At 66.1% G+C, this 24,492-nt stretch carries 22 protein-coding genes; 9 read left to right on the plus strand and 13 right to left on the minus strand.

The genetic code is table 11. The features are described 5' to 3' along the window. Nucleotides 1–68: 68 nt before the first annotated feature. Nucleotides 69–443, plus strand: a complete 375-nt coding sequence (locus WN73_RS42360) for a hypothetical protein (RefSeq protein ID WP_028175569.1) — start codon at nucleotides 69–71, stop codon at nucleotides 441–443. A gap of 91 nt (nucleotides 444–534) precedes the next feature. After that, nucleotides 535–885 carry a hypothetical protein gene (locus tag WN73_RS42365; protein WP_162185823.1) on the plus strand — a complete coding sequence of 117 codons (351 nt, stop codon included), beginning with the start codon at nucleotides 535–537 and terminating at the stop codon, nucleotides 883–885. A gap of 498 nt (nucleotides 886–1,383) precedes the next feature. Here the strand turns inward: WN73_RS42365 and WN73_RS42375 are convergent, their stop codons facing one another. From WN73_RS42375 to WN73_RS42425, 11 genes are all read right to left on the minus strand, one after another. Then, entirely contained in the window at nucleotides 1,384–1,671 is a 288-nt protein-coding gene (locus WN73_RS42375; RefSeq protein ID WP_011085458.1) for a YciI family protein, read from the minus strand. Between the two features lie 76 nt (nucleotides 1,672–1,747). Continuing rightward, complete coding sequence (locus tag WN73_RS42380; RefSeq protein WP_028175566.1) at nucleotides 1,748–2,722, minus strand: sugar ABC transporter substrate-binding protein; 975 nt, start codon at nucleotides 2,720–2,722, stop codon at nucleotides 1,748–1,750. Between the two features lie 42 nt (nucleotides 2,723–2,764). After that, a complete protein-coding gene (locus WN73_RS42385; protein WP_271558208.1) occupies nucleotides 2,765–3,742 on the minus strand; it encodes an ABC transporter permease in 978 nt (325 codons plus the stop codon). Further along, nucleotides 3,739–4,689: an ABC transporter permease gene (locus tag WN73_RS42390; RefSeq protein WP_011085461.1), complete on the minus strand. Its 951-nt coding sequence runs from the start codon at nucleotides 4,687–4,689 to the stop codon at nucleotides 3,739–3,741. Before WN73_RS42390 ends, WN73_RS42385 begins: the two co-directional genes overlap by 4 nt. After that, nucleotides 4,682–6,205 (minus strand): sugar ABC transporter ATP-binding protein, encoded by a 1,524-nt coding sequence (locus tag WN73_RS42395; protein WP_271558210.1) that lies wholly within the window; start codon nucleotides 6,203–6,205, stop codon nucleotides 4,682–4,684. The genes WN73_RS42390 and WN73_RS42395 overlap by 8 nt, the downstream gene beginning before the upstream one ends. Continuing rightward, nucleotides 6,202–7,596, minus strand: a complete 1,395-nt coding sequence (locus WN73_RS42400; RefSeq protein WP_271558212.1) for an FAD-linked oxidase C-terminal domain-containing protein — start codon at nucleotides 7,594–7,596, stop codon at nucleotides 6,202–6,204. Before WN73_RS42400 ends, WN73_RS42395 begins: the two co-directional genes overlap by 4 nt. Nucleotides 7,597–7,656: 60 nt before the next feature. Next, nucleotides 7,657–8,541, minus strand: coding sequence for an intradiol ring-cleavage dioxygenase (locus WN73_RS42405; protein WP_271558213.1), 885 nt, complete (start codon nucleotides 8,539–8,541; stop codon nucleotides 7,657–7,659). A 15-nt stretch (nucleotides 8,542–8,556) separates the two neighbouring features. Further along, nucleotides 8,557–9,459, minus strand: coding sequence for an NAD(P)-dependent oxidoreductase (locus tag WN73_RS42410; RefSeq protein WP_028175562.1), 903 nt, complete (start codon nucleotides 9,457–9,459; stop codon nucleotides 8,557–8,559). 21 nt (nucleotides 9,460–9,480) lie between these two features. Further along, nucleotides 9,481–10,854, minus strand: a complete 1,374-nt coding sequence (locus WN73_RS42415; protein ID WP_028175561.1) for an amidohydrolase family protein — start codon at nucleotides 10,852–10,854, stop codon at nucleotides 9,481–9,483. Nucleotides 10,855–10,858: 4 nt separating this feature from the next. Next, nucleotides 10,859–11,938 (minus strand): maleylacetate reductase, encoded by a 1,080-nt coding sequence (locus WN73_RS42420; protein ID WP_271558217.1) that lies wholly within the window; start codon nucleotides 11,936–11,938, stop codon nucleotides 10,859–10,861. After that, on the minus strand, nucleotides 11,935–12,258 hold the full coding sequence (locus WN73_RS42425; protein ID WP_271558219.1) for a Dabb family protein: 324 nt from the start codon (nucleotides 12,256–12,258) through the stop codon (nucleotides 11,935–11,937). The genes WN73_RS42420 and WN73_RS42425 overlap by 4 nt, the downstream gene beginning before the upstream one ends. 108 nt (nucleotides 12,259–12,366) lie before the next feature. On the opposite strand from WN73_RS42425, the gene WN73_RS42430 reads away from it, so the two are divergent. The 6 genes from WN73_RS42430 to mdlC all read left to right on the plus strand — a co-directional run bounded on the left by WN73_RS42430 (nucleotide 12,367) and on the right by mdlC (nucleotide 20,100). Then, on the plus strand, nucleotides 12,367–13,290 hold the full coding sequence (locus tag WN73_RS42430; protein WP_028175558.1) for a LysR family transcriptional regulator: 924 nt from the start codon (nucleotides 12,367–12,369) through the stop codon (nucleotides 13,288–13,290). Between the two features lie 45 nt (nucleotides 13,291–13,335). Next, nucleotides 13,336–13,803 (plus strand): MarR family winged helix-turn-helix transcriptional regulator, encoded by a 468-nt coding sequence (locus tag WN73_RS42435; RefSeq protein ID WP_028175557.1) that lies wholly within the window; start codon nucleotides 13,336–13,338, stop codon nucleotides 13,801–13,803. 46 nt (nucleotides 13,804–13,849) lie between these two features. Next, nucleotides 13,850–15,559 (plus strand): FAD-dependent oxidoreductase, encoded by a 1,710-nt coding sequence (locus tag WN73_RS42440; protein ID WP_028175556.1) that lies wholly within the window; start codon nucleotides 13,850–13,852, stop codon nucleotides 15,557–15,559. A gap of 89 nt (nucleotides 15,560–15,648) precedes the next feature. Continuing rightward, complete coding sequence (locus WN73_RS42445; RefSeq protein WP_011085472.1) at nucleotides 15,649–16,974, plus strand: MFS transporter; 1,326 nt, start codon at nucleotides 15,649–15,651, stop codon at nucleotides 16,972–16,974. A 29-nt stretch (nucleotides 16,975–17,003) separates the two neighbouring features. Next, nucleotides 17,004–18,452, plus strand: a complete 1,449-nt coding sequence (locus WN73_RS42450) for an aldehyde dehydrogenase (protein ID WP_028175555.1) — start codon at nucleotides 17,004–17,006, stop codon at nucleotides 18,450–18,452. Nucleotides 18,453–18,492: 40 nt separating this feature from the next. Next, entirely contained in the window at nucleotides 18,493–20,100 is a 1,608-nt protein-coding gene (mdlC, locus tag WN73_RS42455; protein WP_080668256.1) for a benzoylformate decarboxylase, read from the plus strand. Between the two features lie 44 nt (nucleotides 20,101–20,144). Here the strand turns inward: mdlC and WN73_RS42460 are convergent, their stop codons facing one another. Both WN73_RS42460 and WN73_RS42465 read right to left on the minus strand, forming a co-directional pair. After that, complete coding sequence (locus WN73_RS42460; protein ID WP_271558220.1) at nucleotides 20,145–21,395, minus strand: multidrug effflux MFS transporter; 1,251 nt, start codon at nucleotides 21,393–21,395, stop codon at nucleotides 20,145–20,147. Nucleotides 21,396–21,483: 88 nt separating this feature from the next. Continuing rightward, nucleotides 21,484–22,836, minus strand: a complete 1,353-nt coding sequence (locus WN73_RS42465) for a glycosyltransferase (protein WP_028175552.1) — start codon at nucleotides 22,834–22,836, stop codon at nucleotides 21,484–21,486. 362 nt (nucleotides 22,837–23,198) lie between these two features. Between WN73_RS42465 and WN73_RS42470 the strand changes: the two genes are divergently transcribed. After that, nucleotides 23,199–24,149, plus strand: coding sequence for a c-type cytochrome (locus tag WN73_RS42470; RefSeq protein WP_028175551.1), 951 nt, complete (start codon nucleotides 23,199–23,201; stop codon nucleotides 24,147–24,149). The last annotated feature ends 343 nt before the right edge of the window (nucleotides 24,150–24,492 follow it).

A 24,492-nucleotide genomic window follows, 5' to 3' on the forward strand; every position in this document is an offset into this window, starting at 1 on the left:
CAATTCTAGCGCGGTGCCTCGTGGTGGCAGTTCAGGGGGGCATTTGATAGAGTTTGAAGGAGGTCAAGATGACGATGGCAGCATTATCCGCAGCGCTCCTCGGGACCCAACTGCTCGTGATGCCCGTCTCCGATCGCGTCCCCGAATTGAAGGTAGAGGCGACGTGCCAGGCGACCACAGCTGATGACAAGGCAATGGGGCTTGCCCTTTCCCAGAGCTTCGCAGACTGCATGCGCGATGAGTTGGCTGCGCGGCAACAGCTCAGCACGGTGTGGAGCGCTGCGCCAAATCCCCTTCGCGATAGCTGCGAAGGGGAAGCCTCGGCCGGCGGAAGTCCGAGCTATGTCGATCTTCTCACCTGTATCCAAATGGCGGAGTGGGTGAAGTCGCCCACGACGGCACCGCGTTTGAGAGGAGCGAGCAAGAACCGAAATTCGCAGTGATCCGGCGCTCGCTCGCGGAGCGCAACTCGCTTTTATTGGAAGCCCATTCGACAGGGGCTCTCCTGATCATTTGAACGAAGGAGTGATTTGTATGAAACATTTTCCGATCGTTGTCGCCGTGATGACAGCTGCGCTTGCGCCGACTCCTGTGTCAGCCCAGTCGATCAACCTGACCGGCATCTACAAATGTGTCCGAATGTGCCAGGGAAATTTGCCGGCTTACATTACCCAAAACGGGACTGAACTTAATCTCCTGACGGAAGCGGGGCAGCCGTCCCGCGCGTGGCCCGACTGGTACTGGCCGGCAACCCGGATCTGGATCGACGCATTCAGCCAGAGTGCGGTCTATTCGCCGGATGGCATGCTCATTCAGTTCGACAATGGCACCATCTGGCAGCGCGATTTGGGGCCCGTCCCGCCACCGCCGCGCTCTCGCCGGTAAGAGATGGCAGGTGGCAAATTTCGCCATCGGTGCGCCCGTCGCTGTTGGGCGCAAGACTCGAAACGAATAGCGATTCAACAACGGAAGAAGGAGGTCGACCATGAAACATACCTGCAGAAACTGGTGCTTTGGAGCTGCCATTATTGCCGTCGCCGCGATCGGTTCCGTGCAATGGTCGCACGAGCGTGGTCTGTCATTTTCGGTCGACAGCGCGCAGGCGAGGGTGGGACGGCCGGCGACGCCCGCAAGTGTTGCCGGAGTCGCGCGACGGACCACGCGCCGCGCTGTCGTGGGCGGCGCGGTAGCGGCAGGCGCTGCGGCCACCGTCGTGGCGCCGGCATGCGCCCGTGTGCTGGTGAACGGAGTATGGGTCTGTCGCTAGGCAGCGCAAACGATCGAAATCTGATCTATTCACCGAATAACGGCACGAGCAGCAAGGCACATCAGAGATGTCAATATGACGACTGCGCGTGCCTGGTGCAGTGTTGCCGAGGCCGCTCAACCCTGGCGGCGTAGAAAGCCCGTGATCGTGACCTTGTCCCAGATGCCGGCCGCGGCGAAGGGATCGGCGCGGTTGAAGGCTTCGACCTCCGCTCGGCCCGGCGCCTCGATCAGAAACAGGCTGCCGATCATGGTTGCGCCGTCGTCGGAGACGAGCGGCCCCGACATCACGATCTTGACGCCGAAGCGCGAGGTGTCGCTGAGGAAGGTCTTGTGGGCGTCGTAATTGGCGAGCCGGGTCGGCAGCGCGCCGGTGCGGTCGATGGCATGAATGGCGAACAGCATGGTGTCTCCGTTTATGTCTTGGTCTTCTTGGGACGGCCGCGGGTGCGGCCGTCCGTGCTTGTGATGATCGGTTGGGTTACTTGGCGCCGAGCTTGCCGGCGTCCTCGAAGGTCGGGCAGGTCCGCTGCTCCAGCGGCACGTCGAACGGCTGGAAATTGTCCTTGGTGATGACGGTCGGCTTCAGCACGATCTCGCCGATGACGGGCTGACTGCGCAAGGAGCGGATCGCCATCATGGTGCCGAGGCAGCCTTGCGCAAATCCGTTGTAATCGCCGCTCGCGAGCAGCTTGCCGGACTTGATCGCGTCGATCGCCTCCTTGGTGCCGTTGATGCCGATCACCTGCGCCTTGCGGTTGGCGCCGTCGAGCGCCTCGATCGCACCGACCGCCATGGCGTCGTTGGCGGCCAGCACGCCGTCGATCTGCGAATTCGACTGCATCAGGTTTTCCATCACCTGGAGCGCCTGGAGCCGCTGGTAGTTGCCGGGCTGCGAGGCCAGCAGCTTGGCGCCCGCGCTTTCCTTCAGCGCGTCGTTGAAGCCGCGGACGCGGTCGACATTGGTCAGGGAGCCCTTGACGCCCTCGATGATGACGATGTTGCCCTTGCCACCCAGCGTCTTGAGCAGGAAGCGTGCGGTTTCCAGCCCAAGGCTGTAATCGTCGGCGCCGACGAAGGACAGGAATTTTCCGCCGGCCGAGCGGTCGGTGATGTTGACGACGGGGATCTTGGCTTCGTTGATCTTCTCGACCCCCGGCACCATCGCCTTGTAGTCCACCGGCGTGAAGACGATGGCGCTCGGCTTCTTCACCACGACGTCCTCGATCTGGCTGAGCTGCTCGGGGATCGAGTCCGGCTTGGTCGGGATGTACTGCAGCGTCTTCGCGTTCAGCGCTTTCGCCATGTTGTCGGCGCCGACCCGCACCGTCTGGAAGAACGGGTTGGTCTGGTTTTTGGTGAAGACGGCGATGGTCTCGCCGTCGGCACGCACCTCGGTGGTGATCGCGGCCGCCATCAGCAGCGGCAGCGCCAGATAGCCCAGTTTCAGTCTCATGTTGCCTCCATCCCTCATTTTGCTTGTTGGAACTCTAGGAACTCATTGCGCGCGGCGGCGGGTCTTCATGTCGAGCCAGACCGCGAGGATGACGATGACGCCGGTGACGAGCGGCTGCCAGTTGGAGCTGACCGAGAGCAGGTTCATGCCGTTCAGCACCAGCGTCAGGATCAACGCGCCGATGAAGGTGCCGAACACGGTGCCGACACCGCCGAACAGCGAGGTGCCGCCGATCAGCACGGCCGCGATTGCCGGTAGCGTCAGGCTCTCGCCGATGTCGGCCTCGGCCGAATTGAGCCGCGACAGGAAGATGATCGAGGCGAGCCCCGCCATGGTGCCGGAGACGGCATAGACCAGCAGCAGGCGCCGCGCGACCGGAATGCCGGAGAGCCGCGCCGCGACCGGATTGGCGCCGATCGCGTAGATCTCTTGGCCCCAGATCGTGCGCTGGGCAAACAGCGTTCCGATGCCGAGGAAGACCAGCAGCAGGTAGACCGGGATCGGCAGGCCGAACAGATAGCCGCTGCCGATCTGGCGGAAGCCTGCCGGAAAACCGTGAAGGGTCTCGCCCGCCATGTACCAGTAGGTGAGGCCGTTCAGCACCCAGAGCATGCCATAGGTCGCGATGAAGGAGGGGATGCGCAGCGCGGTGACCATGACACCGTTGAGAAGGCCGACGATGCCGCCGCAGGCAAGGCCGGTGAGGATGCCGAGTGCCGGCGAGCCGGTCTTGTGGATCACGGTTCCGGCGATACAGGCCGACAGCGCGACATTGGCGCCGACGGAGAGATCGAGGCCCGCGGTCAGCACCACCAGCGTCAGGCCGGAGGCGATGAAGAAGGTCAGGCTCGCCTGCCGGAGCACATTGAGGATGTTGCCGAGGCTGAGGAAGGAATCGCTGAGCACGGCCAGCACGGCGCAGATCAGCAGCGCCGCGAGCAGGCGATAGAACACCTGGATCGCGTCCTGCGACAGGAAGGAGCGGGGCGGCACGATCGCCTCCTTGGTGATGTCGGTCATGCGCGGCTCCGCAGGCCGTCGAGGAATAGTGCGACGATGACGAGGACGCCGACGCTTGCGACCTGCACCGAAGAAGGCATCGAGATCAGGTTGAGCCCATTGCGAAGCACGCCGACCGCGATCACGCCGAGCAACGTGCCAAGCAGCCAGCCATTGCCGCGCTCGAACGAGGTGCCGCCGACCGCTACCGCTGCGATCGCATCGAATTCAAGGCCGAGGCCCGCGGTCGGATGACCTGAATTCATCCGCGCGGTCATCAACAGGCCCGCGATGCCGGCCATGGCGCCGCCGAGCGCATAGACCGCGATCAGCAGCTTGTTCGGCGAGAGGCCGGCATAGCGCAGCGCCTCGCGGTTGCCGCCGAGCGCGAAGATGTAGGTGCCGAAGCGGGTGTGATAGAGCAGGCCGTGAAACGCGGCGTAAGTCACCAGCGCCATCACGATCGGCACGGGAACGCCGAGCAGCGTCGCCGAGTAGATGTCGCGCACGCTGTGAGGAATGCCGACCACGCTCTGGCCGTCGCTGACGATCAGCGACAGGCCCTGGGCCATGCCGAGCGTGCCGAGCGTCGCGACGAAGGGCGGAATGCCGAGAATGGCGACCAGCCAGCCGTTGACGGTGCCGAAGGCGGCGCCGACCAGCAGGCCGGCACCTAAGCCCAAGAGCATCGACTTGGTCGCGAGCGATACGATCGCGACACAGAGCGAGGTCAGCGTCAGCACCGCACCCATCGACAGGTCGAGCCCCTCGGTCATGATGATCAGGGTCATCGGCAGCGCGAGCATGGTGAGGATGGTCGACTGCACCAGCACGTTGGAGAGGTTGGCGACCGACAGGAATCCGGGTGCGATCGCGCTGAACAGCGCGATCAGCAGCACCAGCACGATGGCAACGCCGGGAATGCGTTGCAGCGGATTGGGCTCGGAAACGACCGCAGCTTCACGCATGATGCATCCCCAGTCGCACGATGTTCTCCTCGGTCAGTTCGTTGCGCGTCAGGTGTCCCGCGATGCGGCCCTCGCGCATCACATAGGCGCGGTCGCAGACATGGCAGATCTCGACCTGCTCGGACGAGATCATCAGTGCGGCGGCGCCTTCCGCGACCAGGCGGTCGATCAGCGCAAAGATCTCGGACTTGGCGCCGATGTCGATGCCTCGCGTCGGCTCGTCGAAGATGAAGAGCTTCGAGCCGGCGGCCAGCCACTTGCCAATCACGACCTTCTGCTGGTTGCCGCCCGAGAGCAGGCCGACGGTCTGGCGCGCGCTGGGCGTCGCGATCCTCAGCTGCCGGATCAGGCCGTCGGCCGTGCGCTGCGCCGAACGCTGGTCGAACAGTCCGCTCGGGAACAGTTTTCGCAGCGCCGACACCACCAGATTGTCGCTCACCGACCGCAGCAGAGCGAGGCCCTCGCTCTTGCGGCTCTCCGGGATCAGCGCGATGCCGCGGCGGGCGGCGAGATCAGGCTCGCCGGAGATGGTCTTGCCGTCGAAGATGATCTCGCCGGAGCTGACGGGATCGGCGCCGAAGATGGCGCGCGCGACTTCGCTGCGGCCGGAGCCGACCAGGCCGCACAGGCCGACGATCTCGCCCCGGCGCACCTCGATGTTGATGTCGGAGATCCCGGTCGAGGAGCTCAGGCCCTTGACCTGCAGCAGTACCTCGCCGGGCTTGTCGGCGAAATTGCGCGGATAGGTCATGTCGACGGTGCGTCCGACCATCATGCGGACGAGCTGGTCCGGCGTGACGTCGGCCGGGCGGACACCGTCGATGCGGCGGCCGTCGCGCAGCACCGTGATGCGATCGCCGAGCGCGAACACCTCCGCCATGCGGTGCGAGATATAGACGATCGATACGCCGTCGGCTTTCAGCCGCGCGATCAGCGCGAACAGGAGCTCGGTCTCGCGGTCGGACAGCGCCGCGGTCGGCTCGTCCATGACGAGGATGCGGGCGTTCTGGCTGATCGCCTTGGCGATCTCGACCATCTGCTGCTGCGCCACCCCGAGCTTGTCCACGATCGTGGAGGGATCGATGTCGAAGCCGATGGTGCCGAGCACGCGTTTGGCGTCGGCGAGGATCTTGCTCCGGTCGATCGTGCCGGGGATGCGGCCCTTCGGCTCGCGGCCGAGGAAGATGTTCTGGGCGATGTCGAGATGGGGGACCAGCGAGAACTCCTGGAAGATCACGGCAATGCCGAGCTTCTGCGCATCCGCGGCGGAGCCGATCGCGACCTTCTCGCCCCTGTAGTAGAACTCGCCGGCATCGGCGCTGTAGGCGCCGCACAGCACCTTCATCAGGCTCGACTTGCCGGCGCCGTTCTCCCCGAGCAGCATATGGACTTCGCCGGGGAAGACGGCAAAGGACACGTCATCCAGCGCCTTGACGCCGGGAAACTCCTTGCTGATGCCGCGCAGCTCGAGCAGTGGCGTGGGTGAGGTGACCTCGATCGGAAGCGCGTCGCTCATGCCTTGGCTCCGCCCGCAAAGATCTTTCCGGGATTCATCAGTCCATCAGGATCGAGCGCGGTCTTGATCGCTCGCATCACGTCCACGGCCTCGCCGAGCTCGTCAGCGAGATAGTCGATCTTGCCGAGCCCGATGCCGTGTTCGCCGGTGCAGGTGCCGTCCATGGCAATGGCGCGGGCGACCATGCGGGCCTGGAGCGCCTTGGCGCCCTCAGCTTCGTCCGGTTTTGCCGGATCGATCAGGATCAGCATGTGGAAGTTGCCGTCGCCGACATGGCCGACGATCGGCGCGGTGAAGCCGTGCTCGTCCGCGTCGCGCCGCGTCTCGGTCAGGCATTCCGCCAGCCGCGAGATCGGCACGCAGACATCGGTGATCACGGCGCGCGCGCCGGGCCGGAGGCCCAGGCCCGCATAGAGCGTGTTGTCGCGGGCGTGCCAGAGCCGGCTGCGGTCTTCCTGCGCCTTGGCCCAGGCAAAGCCATGACCGCCATGGTCGGCGGCGATCGCCTCTGCGGCCTCGGCCTGCTCGGCGACGGAGGCCTCGGAGCCGTGGAATTCGAAGAACAGGGTCGGGGCCTCGCGATAGCCCAGCTTTGCGTAGGCATTGATGCCGCGCATCAGGACGTCGTCGAGCAGCTCGATGCGCGCCACGGGGATCGCGGACTGGATCACGGAGATCGCGGTGTCCACGGCGTTGTGCAGGGTGTCGAAGCTGCAAACCGCGGCCGAGATCGCCTGCGGCACGGGATGCACCTTCAGCGTGATCTCGGTGATGAGCCCGAGGGTGCCTTCGGCGCCGACGAACATGCGCGTCAGGTCGTAACCGGCGGCCGACTTGCGGGCGCGCCTGGCGGTCCGGATCACGCGCCCGTCGGCCAGCACCACCTCCAGCGCCATGACGTTGTCCTTCATGGTACCGTAGCGCACCGCCATGGTGCCGGAGGCCCTCGTCGATGTCATGCCGCCGATCGAGGCATCGGCGCCCGGATCGATCGGGAAGAAAAGACCGGTGCCGCGCAGCTCCGCATTGAGCTGCTTTCGCGTGATGCCGGGCTGCACCACGACGTCCATGTCGCTGTCGTGCACGGCCAGCACCTTGTTCATGCGCGCGAAGTCGAAGCAGACGCCGCCGGCGACCGAAGCCGCATTGCCCTCGAGCGAGGTGCCGGCGCCGAACGGGACGATCGGCATGCCCGCGCTTGCGCACAGCTTGACGATGTCGACCACTTCCTGCGTGGTTTCAGGAAAGACGACGATGTCGGGCGGCAAATTGCGATAATGCGACTCGCTCTGGCCGTGCTGATCGAGCACGCCGCGCGCGACGCTCGCGCGCGGGCCGATCATGCCGGTGAGGCGATCGGCCAATGCTACTGTGCTGACCCGCGGTCCCATCCTTGCTCCCTGTCTGCCCCGATGACGGACTCTTGCCGGTCCGCTGAGTTGTGGTTCGGCTTAGGCGGCTCTTGCGCTGCTCGCAACCTGCTTCAGGCCGAAATCGTAGTTGAGATGGAAATAGTCGGTGTCCACCATGCGACCATCCGGCGCACGCCCCGCCGGGTGGCGGACGAACTCGCGGATCAGGCTGTCCTTGACGCCGAACACCACGTCGCTGTCGAGATATTTGTCGCCGGCGACGAACACATGGGTCACGAGCTGCTCGAAGCCGGGCGCCGAGATCATGAAATGCACATGCGCCGGACGCCAGGGATGGCGGCCCTGCACCTCCAGCATCTCGCCGACCGGGCCGTCATGCGGGATCGGATAGGCGGCCGGCTTGATCGACCAGAAATGGAAGCGGCCATTGGCGTCGGTGTGGAAGCGCGCGCGCATCGCGAGATCGCCGATCTGGTCGAGCTGCTGCACGTCGTAATAGCCGTCATCGTCGGAATGCCAGACGTCGACGACGGCGCCCGCCAGCGGACGTCCGTCGACGGTCGAGACCGAGCCGGTGACCAGCGTGGGATCGCCTTCCATGGGACCGGAGATGTCGGCGCCGATGTCCTTCTCCGGCGCGGCCTGCACGAAGAACGGGCCGAGCACCGTGGTCTCGGTCGCACCTTCCGGCACCGGGTGGTTGATCGCGTCGACCAGCATGGAGACGCCGAGCGTGTCCGACAGCAGGATGAACTCCTGGCGCTTGTCGTCGCACATGTGGCCGGTGCGGGTCAGGAAGTCGATGCCGTATTCCCATTCCTTCTGGGTCGGGCGGACCTCGCGGACGAAGGCGTGAAGGTGGCGCACCAGCGCCTCGCTGACCTGCTTGATGCGCGGATCGGTTGCGCCTGCGATCCGCTCCAGCACCGCCTCCGTGATCGTGGTCTCGTTGAAGTTACGCAAGGGTGTCTCCGTTGATCAGAGCTTCGGTTCGCCGAGGCCGGACAGCCGCTCGAGATGCTTGACGGTCGCGATGAAGTCGGCCTCGCCGTCGCCCTGCGCGACCAGCGAGCCATAGGTCTCGCGCACTTGCGCCGCGAGCTGCAGCGGCACGCCGACGGCGTGGCCGGCGCCGAGAATGAGATCGAGGTCCTTGGCCATCTGCTTGCAGGAGAAGGTCGATTCGAAATCCCGCGTTCGAAGCGGCGCGGTCTTGTACTTCACCATCGGCGAGGCCACCGCGCTGTCGTCGAGCACTTTCAGGATGTCCTGCCAGGCGATGCCGCCCTTGCGCGCCAGCGCCAGGCTCTCCGCCATCATTGCGGCCGACACCGCGATCATCAGATTGACCGCGAGCTTGGCGTAACGGGCTTCCTCGCCGGGCCCGAGATAGGTCTGGGCGCGGGTGAAGGCGGCGAACAGCGGCTTTGAATTTTCGAAGGCGTCCTTCGGGCCCGAGACGAAGCAGGTCAGCGCGCCGGTGTGGACGATGCTGGCGTTGCCGGAGACCGGCGCGCGCAGATAGAGGACGCCGCGCGCCTGCGCGGTGGCCGCAACTTCGGTGGAGGCCTCGACACTCACGGTGCTGGTCTCGATCAGAACGGCTCCGGGGGCCATCGCGGCGATGACGCCGGTTGGACCGAGCAACGCGCCGCGCAAGGCTGCGTCGTCCGGCAGCGACGTGATGATCGCTTCCTTGCCGCTTACGGCCTCGGCCGGTGAGGCGGCGATCGAAATGCCCTGTGTTCGCGCCTCGTTGGTCCGTGCCGCGCTCCGATCGAACGCGGTGACGGCATAGCCGGCCTTGGCGACGAGCTGCGACATCGGCAGGCCCATCTTGCCGATTCCGATAAAGGCTACATTCCTTGAAGCGTCAGTCATTGTTGTTGTCCATTGGCGCCTTCAGGCGGCGCGTCCCTGTCGTTCGATATCCTGCACCAGCCGCCGGCCCGATTGCGCCAGCAGCTCCTTCTTCGCCTCCAGTCCCTCGACCAGAAGCCGGCCGTTCCGCTTCTTCCACGCGCCGCCGATCATGACGGCCTCGATGTTGGCGAGGCTCGTCTGCATCGTGACGGTCGCGACGGGATCGTGCACCGGGACGAGATTGAGATCGGATGCGTTGATGATGACGAGGTCGGCGAGCTTGCCCGGCGTCAGCGAGCCGATCTGGCTCTCCCGGCCGAGCATGCGCGCGCCTTCAATCGTGATCCAGCGCAGCGCCTCGCGCACGGGGATCGTGGTGGTCGCAGGAATGGTGCCGCTGTCCCGGCGCGACTCCGCATTGTCGAGTGCCCGCTGCATCGACAGCGCGACGCGGGCGGCGGAGAAGAGATCGCCGGCCAGCACGGATTCCAGATCAATGCCGATCGTCGGCCGGACGCCGCGCTTCAGCAGGCGTCCCGTGATCGGGAAGCCGTGGCCCTGGATCATCTCGTTCTCTGGCGTGACCGAGAACGACACGCCGAGATCGACCATCCGGTCGAGGAGATCGTCGGGCAGATCGTTGCCGTGGACGATATTGACGCCGGCACCGACGAGGCCGGCCGCGATCAACTTCTCCCAGCCATCAGGCGTCTTGGCCGGACCGCCGCCCTGGTGCATCGAAGCGATCAGCTTCAGCTCCCGCGCCAGGCGGAAGTCGTGCATGGCGACGTCGAGCGTCGAATAATGCGGACCGAGGATCGCAAGCCCGAGCGTGACGAGACCGTCGCGGTCGGCGAGGGGGCCGGCGAGCAGCCGCTCGACCTCGCGGCGCGGATGCGGCACTTCCGAGAAATGCGGCTCGCCGGGCTTTGGCTCCGGCTTGGGCGAGCCGTGGAAGAACGCGGCGCGAATGCCGCTCTCGATCAGGCCGCGCACGGCGGCATCGGTGTGATCGGGCGTCGGATTGTTGTGGCACCAGTCAACCAGCGTGGTGGTGCCGCAATTGATCTGATTCAGCGCGCCGGCCAGCGTGGCGATGTAGATGTCGTCGGGCCGGAACACGGTCGCGAGCCCGGCATGCATGCGCCGGAAATATTCGAGCAGCGTCCAGTTCGCGGCATAGCCGCGTAAGCCCGTCTGCCACGTGTGCATATGCGCGTTGACGAGGCCGGGGATGACGATGCGCCCCTTGCCGTCGACGATTTCGGTCTCGGCCGCGCCGCTGCCGAGGTCGATCGACGGCCGCACGTCAACGATGCGGCTGCCTTCGACCAGCACGTCGCCGGTGCGGAGGTCGCCGATCGCATCATCCATGCTGATGATGGTAGCGGATCTGATCAGCGTGCGCCGCATCGCTTCAAGCCACAGCTTTGGTGGTAACAGGCGGCTCGCCGGCCCAGGCGCGCGCGATCAGGTCGCGGATGGCGCCTCGCTCGAGCGGCCGCGGATTCCAGTAGGCGTTGGTGACGGCGAGATCGGCCGCCTTGTCGATGCCGCTCTCGGGCATGCCGACATCGCGTAGCGCCAGTTTTGCATTCAGCCGTTTCGCGAGCTCGTAGAGTCCCTGCGACGCATCGGCCGCGCCGATCGCGCGCGCGACGCGCGCCATCGCCTCGGGCACGGCGGGGGCGTTGTAGGCCAGCGCATGCGGCAACACGATGGTGTGCGTCTCGGCGTGCGGCAGATCGAAGGTGCCGCCGAGCGTGTGGCAGAGCTTGTGATGCAGCGCCATGCCGACCGTGCCGAGGCAGACGCCGCACAGCCAGGCGCCATAGAGCGCCTCGGTGCGGGCCTCGCGATCGTCGCTTCTGGCGGCAATGGCGGGCAGGGCACGCGCGAGCGCGCGAATGCCTTCTTCCGCCATCAGCGAGGTAACGGGATTGGTGTCGCGCGCATAAAGCGCTTCGACCGCATGCGCGATCGCGTTGATGCCTGATGTCGCAGCCAGGCTCGCCGGCAGCGTCAAGGTGAGATCGACGTCGTAGATCACGGTCTCCGGCAGCACGGCCGCATCGCGTACCGTGGTCTTCAGGCCGTTCTCGGTCTGGCCGACGATCGGCGTCATCTCCGAGCCGGCATAGGTGGTGGGGATGCAGAGCTGGTTGACGCCGCTGCGCAAGGCGAGCGCCTTGCCGAGGCCCGTCGTGGATCCGCCGCCGAGCGAGACGACGCAATCCGCATCGCACGCCTTCATCGCCGCGAGCGCCCGTTCGGTAACGTCGACCGGCGTATGCATGGTGGCGCCCGGAAAGATGCCGGCATAGAGCGGGCCGAGCGCTGTCCCTAAGCTCTTGCCCTGCGCCTCCTGCTGCGGCGTCGTCAGCACCAGTGCGCGCTTGCCGCCGAGCCGCTCCACCTCGGCCTTGGCACTAGCCAACGTTCCGCTGCCGAACACGACGCGGCAGGGCAGGTTTTCGAAGGTGAACGAACCGATCATGCGCCGGTCTCTTTGATGGGATAATCGACCTGAAAGCGGCCGATCCGCAAGTCGCCAAGCGCCTCGCGCACGCGCAGGTGCTCCGGGTGGGTGGCGTAGGCCGCAAGCGCGGCCTGGTCGGTGAATTCGGAGAACAGCACGACGTCGCAGGCGTAATCGACAGCGCTGACGTCGAGGCCGACTTCGATATGGGTGAGGCCGTCGATCCGGCCGCGCAGGCCCTCGAACAGGGTCTTGACCTTGGCCCGGGCGGCGGACCGCTCCTCGGGGGTCTCCCCGCGCAGCCGCCACATCACGATGTGCCTGATCGGGCCCGACATTTCCCAGTTTCCTCGCCTGTCATCTTGCTTGTGTTGGACCCATTTTGGCTTGCGGGATACGGAAATAAAGGCCAATATTTGTAAGTCTCTTTTCCTAAAAGTGGAAAAATGGATCGCCTGCTCCAACTTGAGGTGTTCGCCAAGACGGCCGAGCTCGGCAGCCTGTCCAAAGCCGCCGAGGCCTTGCGCATGTCGAACGCGGCCGCGAGCCGCCATCTCAGCGCGCTCGAGGAGCGCCTCGCCGTTCGCCTGATCGAGCGCAACACGCGCCGCCTGTGGCTGACGGAGGCGGGGCAGGAGCTGCTGGAGCGGTCCAGCCGGGTGCTGAGCGAACTGGCGGAAGCCGAGGACATCGTCAGCGATCGCGCGCTGTCGCCGCAGGGCATGCTGCGGGTGACGAGCTCGCTGTCCTTTGCGGTGATCTATCTGGCGCCGATGCTGCCGGCCTTCCGCGCGCGCTATCCGAAGCTCAACATGCAGATCACCACCGCCAACCGCTATCCTGACTTCATCGAGGCGGGCATCGACGTGGCGATCCGGACGCGCGAGCAGGAGCCGGATTCGAACATCATCGTCCGCCGCATCGGCCAGATGCGTCGCGTGCTGGCAGCCGCGCCCTCCTATCTCGCAAGCGCAGGCGAGCTGGAACAGCCCGCCGATCTCGCGCGCCACAACATGCTCGTCTACAACCTTGCGAACGATCCCTATTCGCTGCGCCTGCGCAAAGGCAATGGCGCGCAGACGGTGCGCATCACGCCGACGCTCGACAGCAATGACGGCCAGGTCATCCGCGGCGCGGCGCTGGCGGGTCTCGGCATCCTCATCCAGCCGCTCTACATCGTCCAGAGCGATATCGCGGCGGGCCGTCTCGTCCCGGTCCTGCTGGATTGGGAGCTGCCTCTGCTCACCATGAACATCGCCTACCAGAACCGTGCCGGGCTGCCGGCCAAGATCAGGGCCTTTTCCGACTTCCTCGTCACCCACATCCGCGAGCATTCGGAGCCGGGGATATGGATGGACGCGGCGAAGTAAGTGACAGACATTGAAATCCCGACTGTTTCCGAGAAGGCATATCCATTGAAATCCAGGACATCCGGGACGGCGTGGCGGCATGCCAATATCGGCCGCCTGCTCAACAACGCGGTGCGACGTTTCGAAGGCCGCGTGCTCGAATTGATGAGCGAGCGGGGGCATGACGAGACGCGCATCGCCCATGTCAGTCTCACCCGCAATCTCGACGTGGAGGGGACGCGGCTCACGGAGCTCGCCCGCCGCGCGTCGATGAGCAAGCAGGCGATGGGCGAGCTGGTCGATCAATGCGCCGAGCTCGGATTGGTGGACCGCATCGCCGATCCGACCGACCGGCGCGCGCGCATCGTCATGTTCACGCCGGCCGGACGCAAATGGCTCGATGCGTTCCGCGATGCCGTCGACATCGCCGAGCAGGAGATGCGCGCCGAGCTCGGCAAGGCCACGATGGAGGCGATCTTGAAGGGACTGGCGGTCTATGGCGCGCAGTTCGACACGCTCGACGACGCCGAATAGTCAGGCTACTTGACGATATCGTCAGGCAACCTTACCATGCAAGATAATGCTGGTAGGGAGAAGCGCCTTGGAAACACGTCTGACGGCCGCCGTGCTCATCGTAGGCGGGGGCCCATGCGGGCTGATGCTGGCCAACGAACTCGGCCGCCGCGGCGTGTCCGCGATCCTGGTCGATGAAAAGCCGGGTACGGCGTTCAATCCGCAAGCCAATGCGACGCAGGCGCGCTCGATGGAGCATTATCGGCGGCTGGGTTTTGCCGACGAGATCAGGCGCGAAGGCCTGCCGGCCGATTATCCGACCGACGTCGCGTATTTCACCCGCTACACCGGCTATGAACTGGCGCGGTTTGCATTGCCGTCGTCCTCGCGCGCGAGCGAACTCGTCAAGGGCCTGTCCGGCTCCTGGAGCGCCGCGGAGCTGCCGCATCGCGTCTCGCAGAAATATGTCGAGGCGGTGCTGCGCCGGCACGCCGAACGGCTTCCCGGAATCCAGCTCAACTACGGTCATCGCCTCATCGGCTACGCCGAGAGCGACGACGGCGTCGTCGGCGAGATTGAATGTCTCGATGATAACAGCCGCTTTCAGGTTCGGGCCGACTTCCTGGTCGGGGCCGACGGGCCGCGCTCGCAGGTCCGGCAATCGCTCGGCATCGTCTATGGCGGTGAAACCGGGACGCAGCGCGACTTCATGGGCGGCCGCATGCTGGCGGTCTATCTCCGTTCACCCGAGTTCTACGCCGGCATCCCCTATGCCAGGGCGTGGATGTACAATTGCTTCAACGGCGATCGCCGCGCCTTCATGGCCTCCGTGAACGGGCGCGACGAATTCGCGTTCCACACCCAGCTCCGGCCGGGCGAAGACGAGAGCTCGATCACGGCCAACGAGGCCAAGGCGGCGTTCCAGCGCGCCTGCGGCGCGCCGATCGCATGCGAGGTGTTGTCGTTCCTGACCTGGACCGCCGGCCACGCGCTCGTCGCGAATGCGATGCAGCGGGGCAGGGTGTTCCTTGGCGGCGATGCGGCGCATCTGTTCACGCCGACTGGAGGCCTCGGCTACAACACCGCGATCGAGGATGCGGTCAATCTCGGCTGGAAGCTCGCAAGCGTCGTCAAGGGCGTGAGCCCGGCCGCGCTGCTCGACAGCTACGAGGTCGAGCGGCGTCCGGTGGCGCTTCGCAACACCGACTATGCGCGCCGCTTCGCCGACTCCCTCGGCCTGTTCGCGCCCGCGCCGGAGATCGAGGACGCCACTGACGCCGGCGGCGAGGCGCGGCGGATCGCGGGCGTCTATCTCGAGCAGCACGCCCGCGCCGAGTTCAACATCCCCGGCATCACCTTCGGCGGACGTTACGACGGTTCGCCGATCATCGTCTCCGACGGCAGCCAGCCGCCGCCGGATGCCGCGAATGTCTACGTTCCGAGCGCCTGTCCCGGCGGCCGCGCACCGCATGCGTGGCTGGAGGACGGCGTGTCCTTGTACGACCTGTTCGGCTTCGAGTGGACGCTGCTCCAGTTCGGCGACGTCACGTTCGGCCATGCTCCGCTCGGCGAGACCGCCCGCGCGCTCGGCGTCGACGTCAAGCTCGTCACGCTGCCGAAGTCGCTGCGTGATCTCTACGAGGCGGACCTCGCTCTGATCCGTCCGGACCAGATCGTGGCCTGGCGCGGCAGCGCATCGCAGGCCGGGACGATCGGACGCGTTCTTGCCCGCGCGCTCGGGCACGGCGCGGGCGATGGCGCGCGGCTGGCAAGCTGATCTGTTCCCGCGGCCACATCCAACCCGTGGCCGCACGGCAATAACAACAAACGCAATAACAACAAGCAACGACAACGGAGGAGGAAAACGTGACCACAGGAGCATTCGAGGACTACGACGAACATGCCGCCACCGCTGCCGCTACCGCGCAGACGGCGAGCGGCCGCAGGCGCATTCTGATCGCCGGCACCATCGGCACGGCGATCGAATGGTACGACTTCTTCATCTACGGACTGATCGCGCCGCTGGTGTTCGATCAGTTGTTCTTCCCGAAATTCGATCAGCTCACGGCGACCATCGCTGTCTTCGCGACGTTCGCCGTCGGATTTCTGGCGCGTCCGCTCGGCGGCATCGTGTTCGGACATTTCGGCGATCGCCTGGGCCGCAAATCCGTCCTGCTGTGCACGCTGCTGATGATGGGACTTGCGACCATGTCGATCGGACTGTTGCCGACCTACGCCAGCGCGGGCGTGGCCGCGACGATCGCGCTCGTCGTGCTGCGCTTCCTCCAGGGCTTTGCGCTCGGCGGGGAATCGACCGCGGCGATCCTCATGGCAATCGAGACGGCGCCCGGCAACCGGCGCGGCTTCTCTGCCGCGGTGATCCAGGCCGCGGGACCCGTCGGCGTCGTGCTGGCCTCGTTCGCGGCGCTGGCGATCTCGCGGCTGCCGGAGGCGGATCTGCTGTCCTGGGGCTGGCGCGTTCCGTTCCTGATCAGCGCGGTGCTGGTCGCGCTCGGCGTCTACATGCGCCTGCGCATCGAGGAGAGCGCGACCTTCCGCGAGGCGAGGCCGGCTGAAACCGTGCCCGTCGTCGAGGCGGTGAAGGGACATTGGCGGCCGATCCTCATCGTGTTCTTCGCCGAGATGGCGCAGACGTCCTACTTCTACCTGACGGCCATCTTCACCATCTCGTTTGCGACGCGCCAGCTCGGCGTTCCGAAGGACGTGATCACGCGGGCCGTGCTGTTCGCCAATCTCGTCGGGCTCGTGGCCATGCCCCTGATCGGGGCCTGGTCCGACCGGATCGGACGCAAACGCCTGTTCCTTGCCGGCGTCGCGCTCGCAACCATCTCGATGTTTGCATTCTACGGTGCGATCGCGAGCCGTGACACGCTGCTGGTGACCTGTGCGGTGATATTGGCTGCAGGCGTAATCCATCCCCTGATGTTCGGCACCGAAGGGAGCTATTTCCCGGAGCTGTTTCCGACCCGCATCCGCTTCACCGGCGTGTCGATCGGAAAGCAGCTCGGCACGGTGCTCGGCGGCGGCATCGCGCCGCTCGTCGCCACCAGCCTGTTCGCGCAGACGAGCTCCACCTACGCGATCACAGGATACTACGTCGCGCTCGCGCTGGCAGCGATGATCGCGCTCGGCTTCGCGCACGAAACCAGCAAATCGCGGCTGCTCGGCTGAGCCCAGCCACAAACATCAGGGAGGTTCTCATGGACGTCAATCTTCTCATCAGCGGGCGGGATCAGGCCGCTTCGACCGGCAAGGTATTCGAGCGGCGCAATCCGCTCTCGCAGGAGGTCGCGAGCCGCGCGGCCGCCGCGACGGTTTCCGACGCCGACGCGGCGGTGGCGGCGGCGTCCGCCGCGCTCGCCGCGTGGTCGGCACTCGGCCCGAACGCGCGGCGCGCCCTGCTCTTGAAGGCCGCCGATGCGCTCGAGGCCAAGCGCGATGCCTTCATCCGGATCATGATGGCCGAGATCGGCACCACCGAAGTCTGGTCGGCCTTCAACGTCAAGCTCGCAACCGGCATGCTGCGCGAGGCGGCGTCGCTGACCACGCAGGTCGCGGGCGAGGTGATCCCGTCCGACAAGCCGGGATGTCTGGCGATGGCCGTCCGCCAGCCGGCCGGCGTGTGCCTCGGCATCGCGCCCTGGAACGCTCCGATCATTCTCGGCGTTCGCGCCGTGGCGACGCCGCTCGCCTGCGGCAACACGGTGGTGCTCAAGGCCTCCGAGATCTGTCCGGGAACGCACCGGCTGATCGGGGAGGTGTTCAGGGACGCGGGATTTCCGCCCGGCGTCGTGAACGTATTGACCAATGCGCCGGCCGATGCGCCGGCGGTGGTGGAACGTCTCATTGCCAATCCGGCGGTGCGGCGGATCAATTTCACCGGCTCGACTCGCGTCGGCCGCGTCATCGCCGAGCTCGCCGGCCGCCACCTCAAGCCGGTGCTGCTCGAGCTCGGCGGCAAGGCGCCACTGGTCATGCTCGACGATGCCGACCTCGATGCCGCGGTCGCCGCCGTGGCGTTCGGGGCCTTCATCAACCAGGGCCAGGTCTGCATGTCGACCGAGCGCGTGATCGTGGATGAGAGCGTGGCCGATCAGTTCGTCGCTAAGCTTGCCAAGAAGGCCGGCGCGCTTCCGGCCGGCGACCCGCGCTCCGGGCCGGTGGTGATCGGTTCGATGATCGACGAGGCGCCGGCCAGGCATGTCGTTGCGCTGATCGATGACGCGATCGGCAGGGGCGCCGTCAAGCTTGCGGGTGGAGAGCGGGCCGGAACGGTCGTGCCCGCGACCGTGCTCGACCGCGTCGTCCCGGGCATGCGCATCTACAGCGAGGAGAGTTTTGGTCCCGTCGTGTCGGTGATCCGCGCGCGCGGCGTGGATGATGCGGTCCGCCTCGCCAACGATACCGAGTACGGTCTTTCGGCCGCCGTGTTCGGCCGCGACGTCGCGCGGGCGCTGACGGTGGCCCAGCGCATCGAAAGCGGCATTTGCCACGTCAACGGACCGACCGTGCACGACGAGGCGCAGATGCCGTTTGGCGGTGTGAAGGGATCGGGCTACGGCCGTTTCGGCGGTCAGGCCGGGATCGCCGAATTCACCGATCTGCGCTGGATCACGATCGAGACCCAGCCTCAGCACTATCCCTTCTGATCGCGTCACCACACGGCGAAGCATGCCGGGAAATCAACCCATGAACTCAAAAGTCCTGACGGTCCGGGAAGCAACCCTCGGCGTGCTTCGTTCCTTCGGTGTCGATCGTGTGTTCGGCAATCCGGGCTCGACCGAGCTCGCCTTTCTCGGCGACTGGCCCGACGACATCGATTACGTGCTCGGCCTGCAGGAAGGCTGCGTCGTCGGCATGGCCGACGGCTATGCGCAGGCGACCGGGCGTCCGGCCTTCGTCAACCTGCACTCGGCGGCCGGGCTCGGCCACGCCCTCGGCAATCTCTTCACCGCGTTCCGCAACAAGACGCCGATGGTCGTCACGGCGGGCCAGCAGGCGCGCAGCCTGCTGCGGATGCGGCCTTATCTCTTCGCGGAGGATGCCGAGCAGTTTCCGAGGCCCTATGTGAAGTGGAGTTCGGAACCTGCGCGGGCGGAAGATGTGCCCGCGGCCATTGCACAGGCCTTCCTCACCGCCATGCAGCATCCGCGTGGCCCGACATTCGTGTCGGTGCCGTCGGATGATTGGGCGCGGGCGGCCGTCGCGCCGCCGGTGCGCCACATCGCAACGGAGTTTGCGCCCGATCCGGCGGCGATCGTCCGGCTCGGCGCAGCCATCGCAGCGGCCAGCAAGCCTGCCTTTGTCGTCGGACCCGAGATCGATCGCAACGGCTGCGTCGATGCCATGGTCGCGGTCGCCGAACAGGCGAGGGCGGCGGTTTGGGCAAGCCCGATGTCGAGCCGTTCGAGCTTTCCGGAATTGCATCCGCAATTCGCAGGCTTCCTTCCGGCAGCGCCCGGAGGGCTCGCGCGCGCCTTGCGCGGCGTCGATCTGATCGTCGTGGTCGGAGCGCCGGTGTTCACCTTCCACGTCGAAGGACAATGCGAATTGCTCGACGACGGAACGCCGGTCTGGCAGATCACCGACGATCCGGCCGAGGCCGCGGCCGCGGCGGTCGGTGACACCATCATCAGCACGCTCCCGAAGGCGCTCGTCGCGCTTCGTTCGGCGCTGCCCGACATCGCCAAGCGCGAGGGGCCGGCCGCGCGGACCCGGCCTGCCGCTCCCGCCGCGCAAAATCCGATTCCTCCGGCCTATGCGCTGAGCCGGCTGTCGGCGCTGATGCCGCGCGATGCGATCGTGGTCGAGGAGGCGCCGTCGCATCGTCCCGCCATCCAGCAGTTCCTGCCGCGGCCGGGCGCGGACAGCTTCTACACCATGGCGAGCGGCGGGCTCGGCTACAGCCTGCCGGCCTCCATCGGCGTGGCGCTGGCGCGGCCGGGCCGTCGCATCGTCGCCCTGATCGGCGATGGGTCCGCGATGTACTGCATCCAGGCGATCTGGACTGCGGCGCAGCGCCGCCTGCCGATCACTTTCGTGATCATGAACAATTCCGGCTATGGGGCGATGCGGGCCTTCAGCCAGCTGATGCAGGCGCATCGCCCGCCTGGAATCGACCTGCCCGGGCTTGACTTCGTTGCGCTCGCCAAGGGGCTCGGTTGCCCGGGCGGGCGCATAACCGGCGTCGCCGATCTCGACCGCTGTCTCACCGAAGCATTGGCCTCGAGCGGCCCCGCGCTGGTCGACATCGCCGTCGACGACGCCACGACGGACCTGTTCAGCCATCCGCGCTAGATTTGTTGGGCGATGAAGCCGCCCTGCGGGGCGTCGCGCGAACCTTAAGAGCTTGTGGAGCTGCGGATCGCTTCGCCGGCATCGATCGCCTGCGATCGCAAACGACGGTCGGCGGAACGCGCGACCAGACAATACAGGACCAGGGCGAGGAGCGACGACGCTGCCATGACCGCCGTCATCGAGAGCGCAGTCCGTCCGTCGAAGCGAACCGCCACCAGCCCGCTCGATATGGCGCCGGCGATCAGTTGAATGCTCCCGGCAGCCGCGCTGACGGCGCCGGCGATCTCGGGGAGGTGCTGCATCGTCGCGCTCATCACGTTCGGCACGCTGAGCCCGAAGCCGAGTGCCACCGCCATCAGCAGCGCGACGACAAGCGCCGTGGGCATCCAGCCGGTCAGTGTCATCCCGAGCAGCACGACGCTCGCCGCCGCCGACAGCGCCAGCCCGATTGCGAGCATGTGGCTTGAGGATATCCCGCGCCGGCCGAGCTGCCCGTCGAGCAAGGCACCGCCCATCACGGATGCCGAGCAGGCGCCGAAGATCAGGCCGTATTGCTCGGGCGAGAGCCCGACGGCGCCGACGAAGAACAGCGAGGCGCCGGTGACGTAGGCAAACACCGTCGCGCCGCCCGCGGCGCCGACCAGGATGTAGGCGAACGAAACCGGATGCGTCAGCACCCGGCGATAGCTGTCGATCACGGCGGACGGCACCAGGCGCCCGGACGGCGCGATCGCCGCCGTTTCGGCGAAGCGAAACATCACCACCACCAGCAGCATGAAACCTATCGCGGCCTGGACCGCATAGATCGACCGCCAGCCGGCAACCGCCAGCAGCGCCGCGCCCGCCGTCGGCGCGATCACGGTCGCGACGTTGACCGCGACCATGATGTTGCCGATCTTGCTTCGCGCGGCGTCGCCGTCGAAGAGATCGCGGATGATGGCAAAGGTCGTGGCGGTCGCGGCGGCGCCGATGCCTTGAACGAAACGGCCCAGCAGCAGAACCGGCAGCGAGGAGGCAAACGCACAACTGATGCTGGCGGCGACGAACAGCGCGAGGCCGAAGCCCAGAACAGGCTTGCGGCCAAGGCGGTCCGAGACGGGTCCGTAGATCAGCGGCGCGGTGGCGAGGCTGAGCATGAAGGCGCTCATCGTCAACCCGACATCCGACGCGCTCACGCCCAGGGTGGCGCCGGTGGCGGCCAGTGCCGGCAGGTTGATGTCGATGCCGGAATACGGCACGGCCGCAAGAAGGCCGAGCAGCAGCGTGAAAGCAAAGGTGTCTGGTTCGATTCGCATGGGCGAGCATCCGGTGATATGTGACGAACTTCTACGGAGCGACAGAGCGCGGTCGCTCCGCCCTCCATCGCTTCGTTCAGACGTGCGATCAGGCGCGCCGGCCGGAGCGCCGTCCCTGGCTCGCTGCGATTGCGCGCAGGCGTGACACTTCCGTCTCGTCGGTCACGAGCTCGCCGATGACCCGGAGAATTTCCGTCCGCGTGTCGATCTCGGCGAACTCGTCCGCGATCTGCGTTGCGCGGAATTGATAGCGCGGTTGGTCGAGCACCGTCCGCACCGCCTCGCGCAAGGCCTGCGGAGTCGGCTCGTTGGTCGCAAGGTTGATGCCGACGCCGGACCATGCGACCCGCGCGTTGACGTCGGCCTTGTCCTCGGTCAGTCCCGCGGTGACCAGCGGGATGCCGAAGCTCAGGGCCTGATTGACGCTGCCATAGCCGCCATTGGTGACGAGCACGTCGACGTTCGGCAGCAGCCATTCGAATGGCAGGTAGCTCGCGATGCGTGCGTTCGACGGGACCTTGCCGGGAATGGCGTCCACCGGGCGGCCGCCTGCGGTCGCGATCACCATGATGTCGGGCTCGTCGGCCAGCGCCGCCAGTGTCGGGGCGACCAGCAGGTTGAAATTGTGGTTGGCCACCGTTCCCTGCGTCACCAGAACGATCTTGCGTGTACCATCGAGCTCCTCGGCCCATGACGGCGGTGGGACCTGGTTGGCAATGATCGGAGGCGTACCGACGAAATGCACGGAGGACGGGATCTCGCGCGGAAATTCGAAACTCGGCACCGACAATTGCAGATAGGCGTCGCCGAGAGCGACCACGGAATGGAAAAGCGGCATTGCTATCGGTCCGACGCCGAGGCCCTTCAGGGTCCGGTTCAGGCGCAGTGACACCGGCTGATCGACCGCCGCATCGAAGTCCCGCGCCATGGCCGCATAATGATCGCGTTCGTCGTCGGTCCGTGCCGGCGGCAAGCCGAGGAAGTTCGGCGCACCGTCCTCACGCGCCCAATGCAGGAACGAGGTGCCGCAGAGCGCGATGGGGGGCCGCTGCGAGCGCGGTCCGAGCAGCATCGGGAGCACGCCGAACAGCATGTCGTCGCCGACGATGATATCGGCCGGGAATTGCTGCAACGCCTGCAGCAGCCCCTGGTGCTGGGCCGGAATGGCGTCGACGAAGATGCGCTCGCAGGCCACGCGGAACCACTCCAGCCCCGGCGGGATGGTCTTGAGTTCGGGGACCCGCGAGAAGACGTCGTTCGGATCGAAGTCCGCGCCCTCGGGAAGGGGAAAGAACTTGACGCCGCTGGCCTCGACGCGGGCGCGAAAGGCGGAGCCGGTCATGAGAGCAATCTCATGACCCTCGGCGACCAGGATCTGCGTGATTGCCAGCATCGGATTGAGATGACCCGTCGCAGGCGTCGAAGCGATAAGAATCTTCATGGGAGATGACCTCTTGATGATCGATGTACGGTCGCCACCGGGCGGCCGCTCTCGTGAGCAAGAGGGAATTGAAGGGATCGCGGTTACACCAAGGCTTCCGATGGCCACCAAATGGTTACGTCGGCAACGCACCGTGGCGCGGCCAAGGCCGACGTGCCGGCGAAGATGGTACCGTCGCGCGAGGACTACGGTTGTAACGCGAGCGGCCGGCCGTGAAACGGAGCGGTAATGCCGCGCTCGTAACCCGGCAGAGCGCCGTTTGGCGCGCCGCGACATTCGGCGGCGATTTTGGCCGAAGCCGATTATTGACGACCGAGATAGCGCGCGGTCTTGACCACGCAGAATTCGTTGAGGAAAACGTCATGCAGAATATTGTCGCCCTGATTGCGATGGTTGCTTTCATCGTGCTCCTGGTCTGGTCGGGTGCTTGCGCCCTGCGGGCACAGAATCCGCTGGTGAAGTGGGGTGGCGTGGTGCTGGCGGCGGCGCTTATCGTCCCGCTATCCGGCGTGAGCGCGTTGACCGCAGCGGGCATCGTCAAGCAGCACGCGCGCTCCGCGCCGGCCCCCGATCTCAAGGTCGAGGCGACACCGGAACGCATTGCCCGCGGCAGGGCGGTCGCCGACGGCTTTTGCGCCGGGTGTCACTCGAAAAGCGGCGTGCTGTCGGGTGGCGGCGACGTCGGCGAGGATCTTCCGCTTCCGATCGGCTCGTTCGTGCCCGCCAATTTGACTCCCGCCGGGGTCCTGAAGCATTGGTCCGACGGCGAGATCTTTCGCGCCATTCGCAATGGCGTCGATGCGCGGGGGCGATGGCTCGCGATCATGTCCTTTACCAATGCCGGCCGGCTGAGCGACGACGACACCAAGGCCGTGATCGCCTACATCCGCGCCTTGCCCGCGAGTGGTGAGGAGACCCCGGATCCACCGGATCGCTTCAGCGTGCTGGGCCTTGCGATGCTGGGCGCCGGACTGTTGCCGGATGCAAAGCCGGTCTTCACCGGTGTGATCATCGCGCCGCCGAAGGGGCCGACGGCGCGCTACGGCAGGTACTTGCTGTCCTATCAGGATTGCCGTGAGTGTCATGGCAAGGATCTCTCCGGTGGCGTGCCCGGCCAATTGCCTCCGCTCGGACCCGACCTCGGTATCGTCAAAGACTGGAGCCAGGCGCAGTTCATCACGACCATGCGCACGGGTGTCGATCCGAACGGACATCGGCTCGACGACCAAATGCCGTGGCGGCCGATCGGGCGGATGGACGACGACGAGCTCGCTGCGATCTACCTGTACCTGGCGGGTCTCCCGCGCTCCTGACATATCCTGACAAACGATCTGTTGCGGCTGGCCTTTCCCGGCTGCACCACTGTCGTTAGCACGCCGGATGCGCGCAACGGCAAAAGCTCACGCGCAGGTGAAGTCGACGTCGCGCGCGCAGGAAAATGTTGGCAGTCTTCTCGCCATCGCTCGCGCAGTCGTCGTCACTGCAGTCGTCGTCACTGCCGAACAGTCACCTCGTCGCCGACGAACGATCTCGCACGCCGGCGCATTGGAATCGCTCAAAAGTAGCATTTGCTAGGATCACAATTATTCACGTCTGCGACATCCGGCGGAGTTGGCCGCAGAAATACCGGGTTACGGCATCATCAAGTGGTCATGA

This window comes from Bradyrhizobium sp. CCBAU 45394, from assembly GCF_028128655.1.
GTDB classification, from domain to species: Bacteria; Pseudomonadota; Alphaproteobacteria; order Rhizobiales; family Xanthobacteraceae; genus Bradyrhizobium; species Bradyrhizobium diazoefficiens.

Coding starts and splice junctions, on each gene's coding strand:
- WN73_RS42410 (WP_028175562.1), bottom strand. CDS start 9,459: ATGACTGACGCTTCAAGGAATGTAGCCTTTATCGGAATCGGCAAGATG.
- WN73_RS42400 (WP_271558212.1), bottom strand. CDS start 7,596: ATGGGACCGCGGGTCAGCACAGTAGCATTGGCCGATCGCCTCACCGGC.
- WN73_RS42465 (WP_028175552.1), bottom strand. CDS start 22,836: ATGAAGATTCTTATCGCTTCGACGCCTGCGACGGGTCATCTCAATCCG.
- WN73_RS42390 (WP_011085461.1), bottom strand. CDS start 4,689: ATGCGTGAAGCTGCGGTCGTTTCCGAGCCCAATCCGCTGCAACGCATT.
- WN73_RS42375 (WP_011085458.1), bottom strand. CDS start 1,671: ATGCTGTTCGCCATTCATGCCATCGACCGCACCGGCGCGCTGCCGACC.
- WN73_RS42425 (WP_271558219.1), bottom strand. CDS start 12,258: ATGTCGGGCCCGATCAGGCACATCGTGATGTGGCGGCTGCGCGGGGAG.
- WN73_RS42385 (WP_271558208.1), bottom strand. CDS start 3,742: ATGACCGACATCACCAAGGAGGCGATCGTGCCGCCCCGCTCCTTCCTG.
- WN73_RS42430 (WP_028175558.1), top strand. CDS start 12,367: ATGGATCGCCTGCTCCAACTTGAGGTGTTCGCCAAGACGGCCGAGCTC.
- mdlC (WP_080668256.1), top strand. CDS start 18,493: ATGAACTCAAAAGTCCTGACGGTCCGGGAAGCAACCCTCGGCGTGCTT.
- WN73_RS42470 (WP_028175551.1), top strand. CDS start 23,199: ATGCAGAATATTGTCGCCCTGATTGCGATGGTTGCTTTCATCGTGCTC.
- WN73_RS42420 (WP_271558217.1), bottom strand. CDS start 11,938: ATGATCGGTTCGTTCACCTTCGAAAACCTGCCCTGCCGCGTCGTGTTC.
- WN73_RS42460 (WP_271558220.1), bottom strand. CDS start 21,395: ATGCGAATCGAACCAGACACCTTTGCTTTCACGCTGCTGCTCGGCCTT.
- WN73_RS42395 (WP_271558210.1), bottom strand. CDS start 6,205: ATGAGCGACGCGCTTCCGATCGAGGTCACCTCACCCACGCCACTGCTC.
- WN73_RS42450 (WP_028175555.1), top strand. CDS start 17,004: ATGGACGTCAATCTTCTCATCAGCGGGCGGGATCAGGCCGCTTCGACC.
- WN73_RS42365 (WP_162185823.1), top strand. CDS start 535: ATGAAACATTTTCCGATCGTTGTCGCCGTGATGACAGCTGCGCTTGCG.
- WN73_RS42415 (WP_028175561.1), bottom strand. CDS start 10,854: ATGCGGCGCACGCTGATCAGATCCGCTACCATCATCAGCATGGATGAT.
- WN73_RS42380 (WP_028175566.1), bottom strand. CDS start 2,722: ATGAGACTGAAACTGGGCTATCTGGCGCTGCCGCTGCTGATGGCGGCC.
- WN73_RS42360 (WP_028175569.1), top strand. CDS start 69: ATGACGATGGCAGCATTATCCGCAGCGCTCCTCGGGACCCAACTGCTC.
- WN73_RS42440 (WP_028175556.1), top strand. CDS start 13,850: ATGCTGGTAGGGAGAAGCGCCTTGGAAACACGTCTGACGGCCGCCGTG.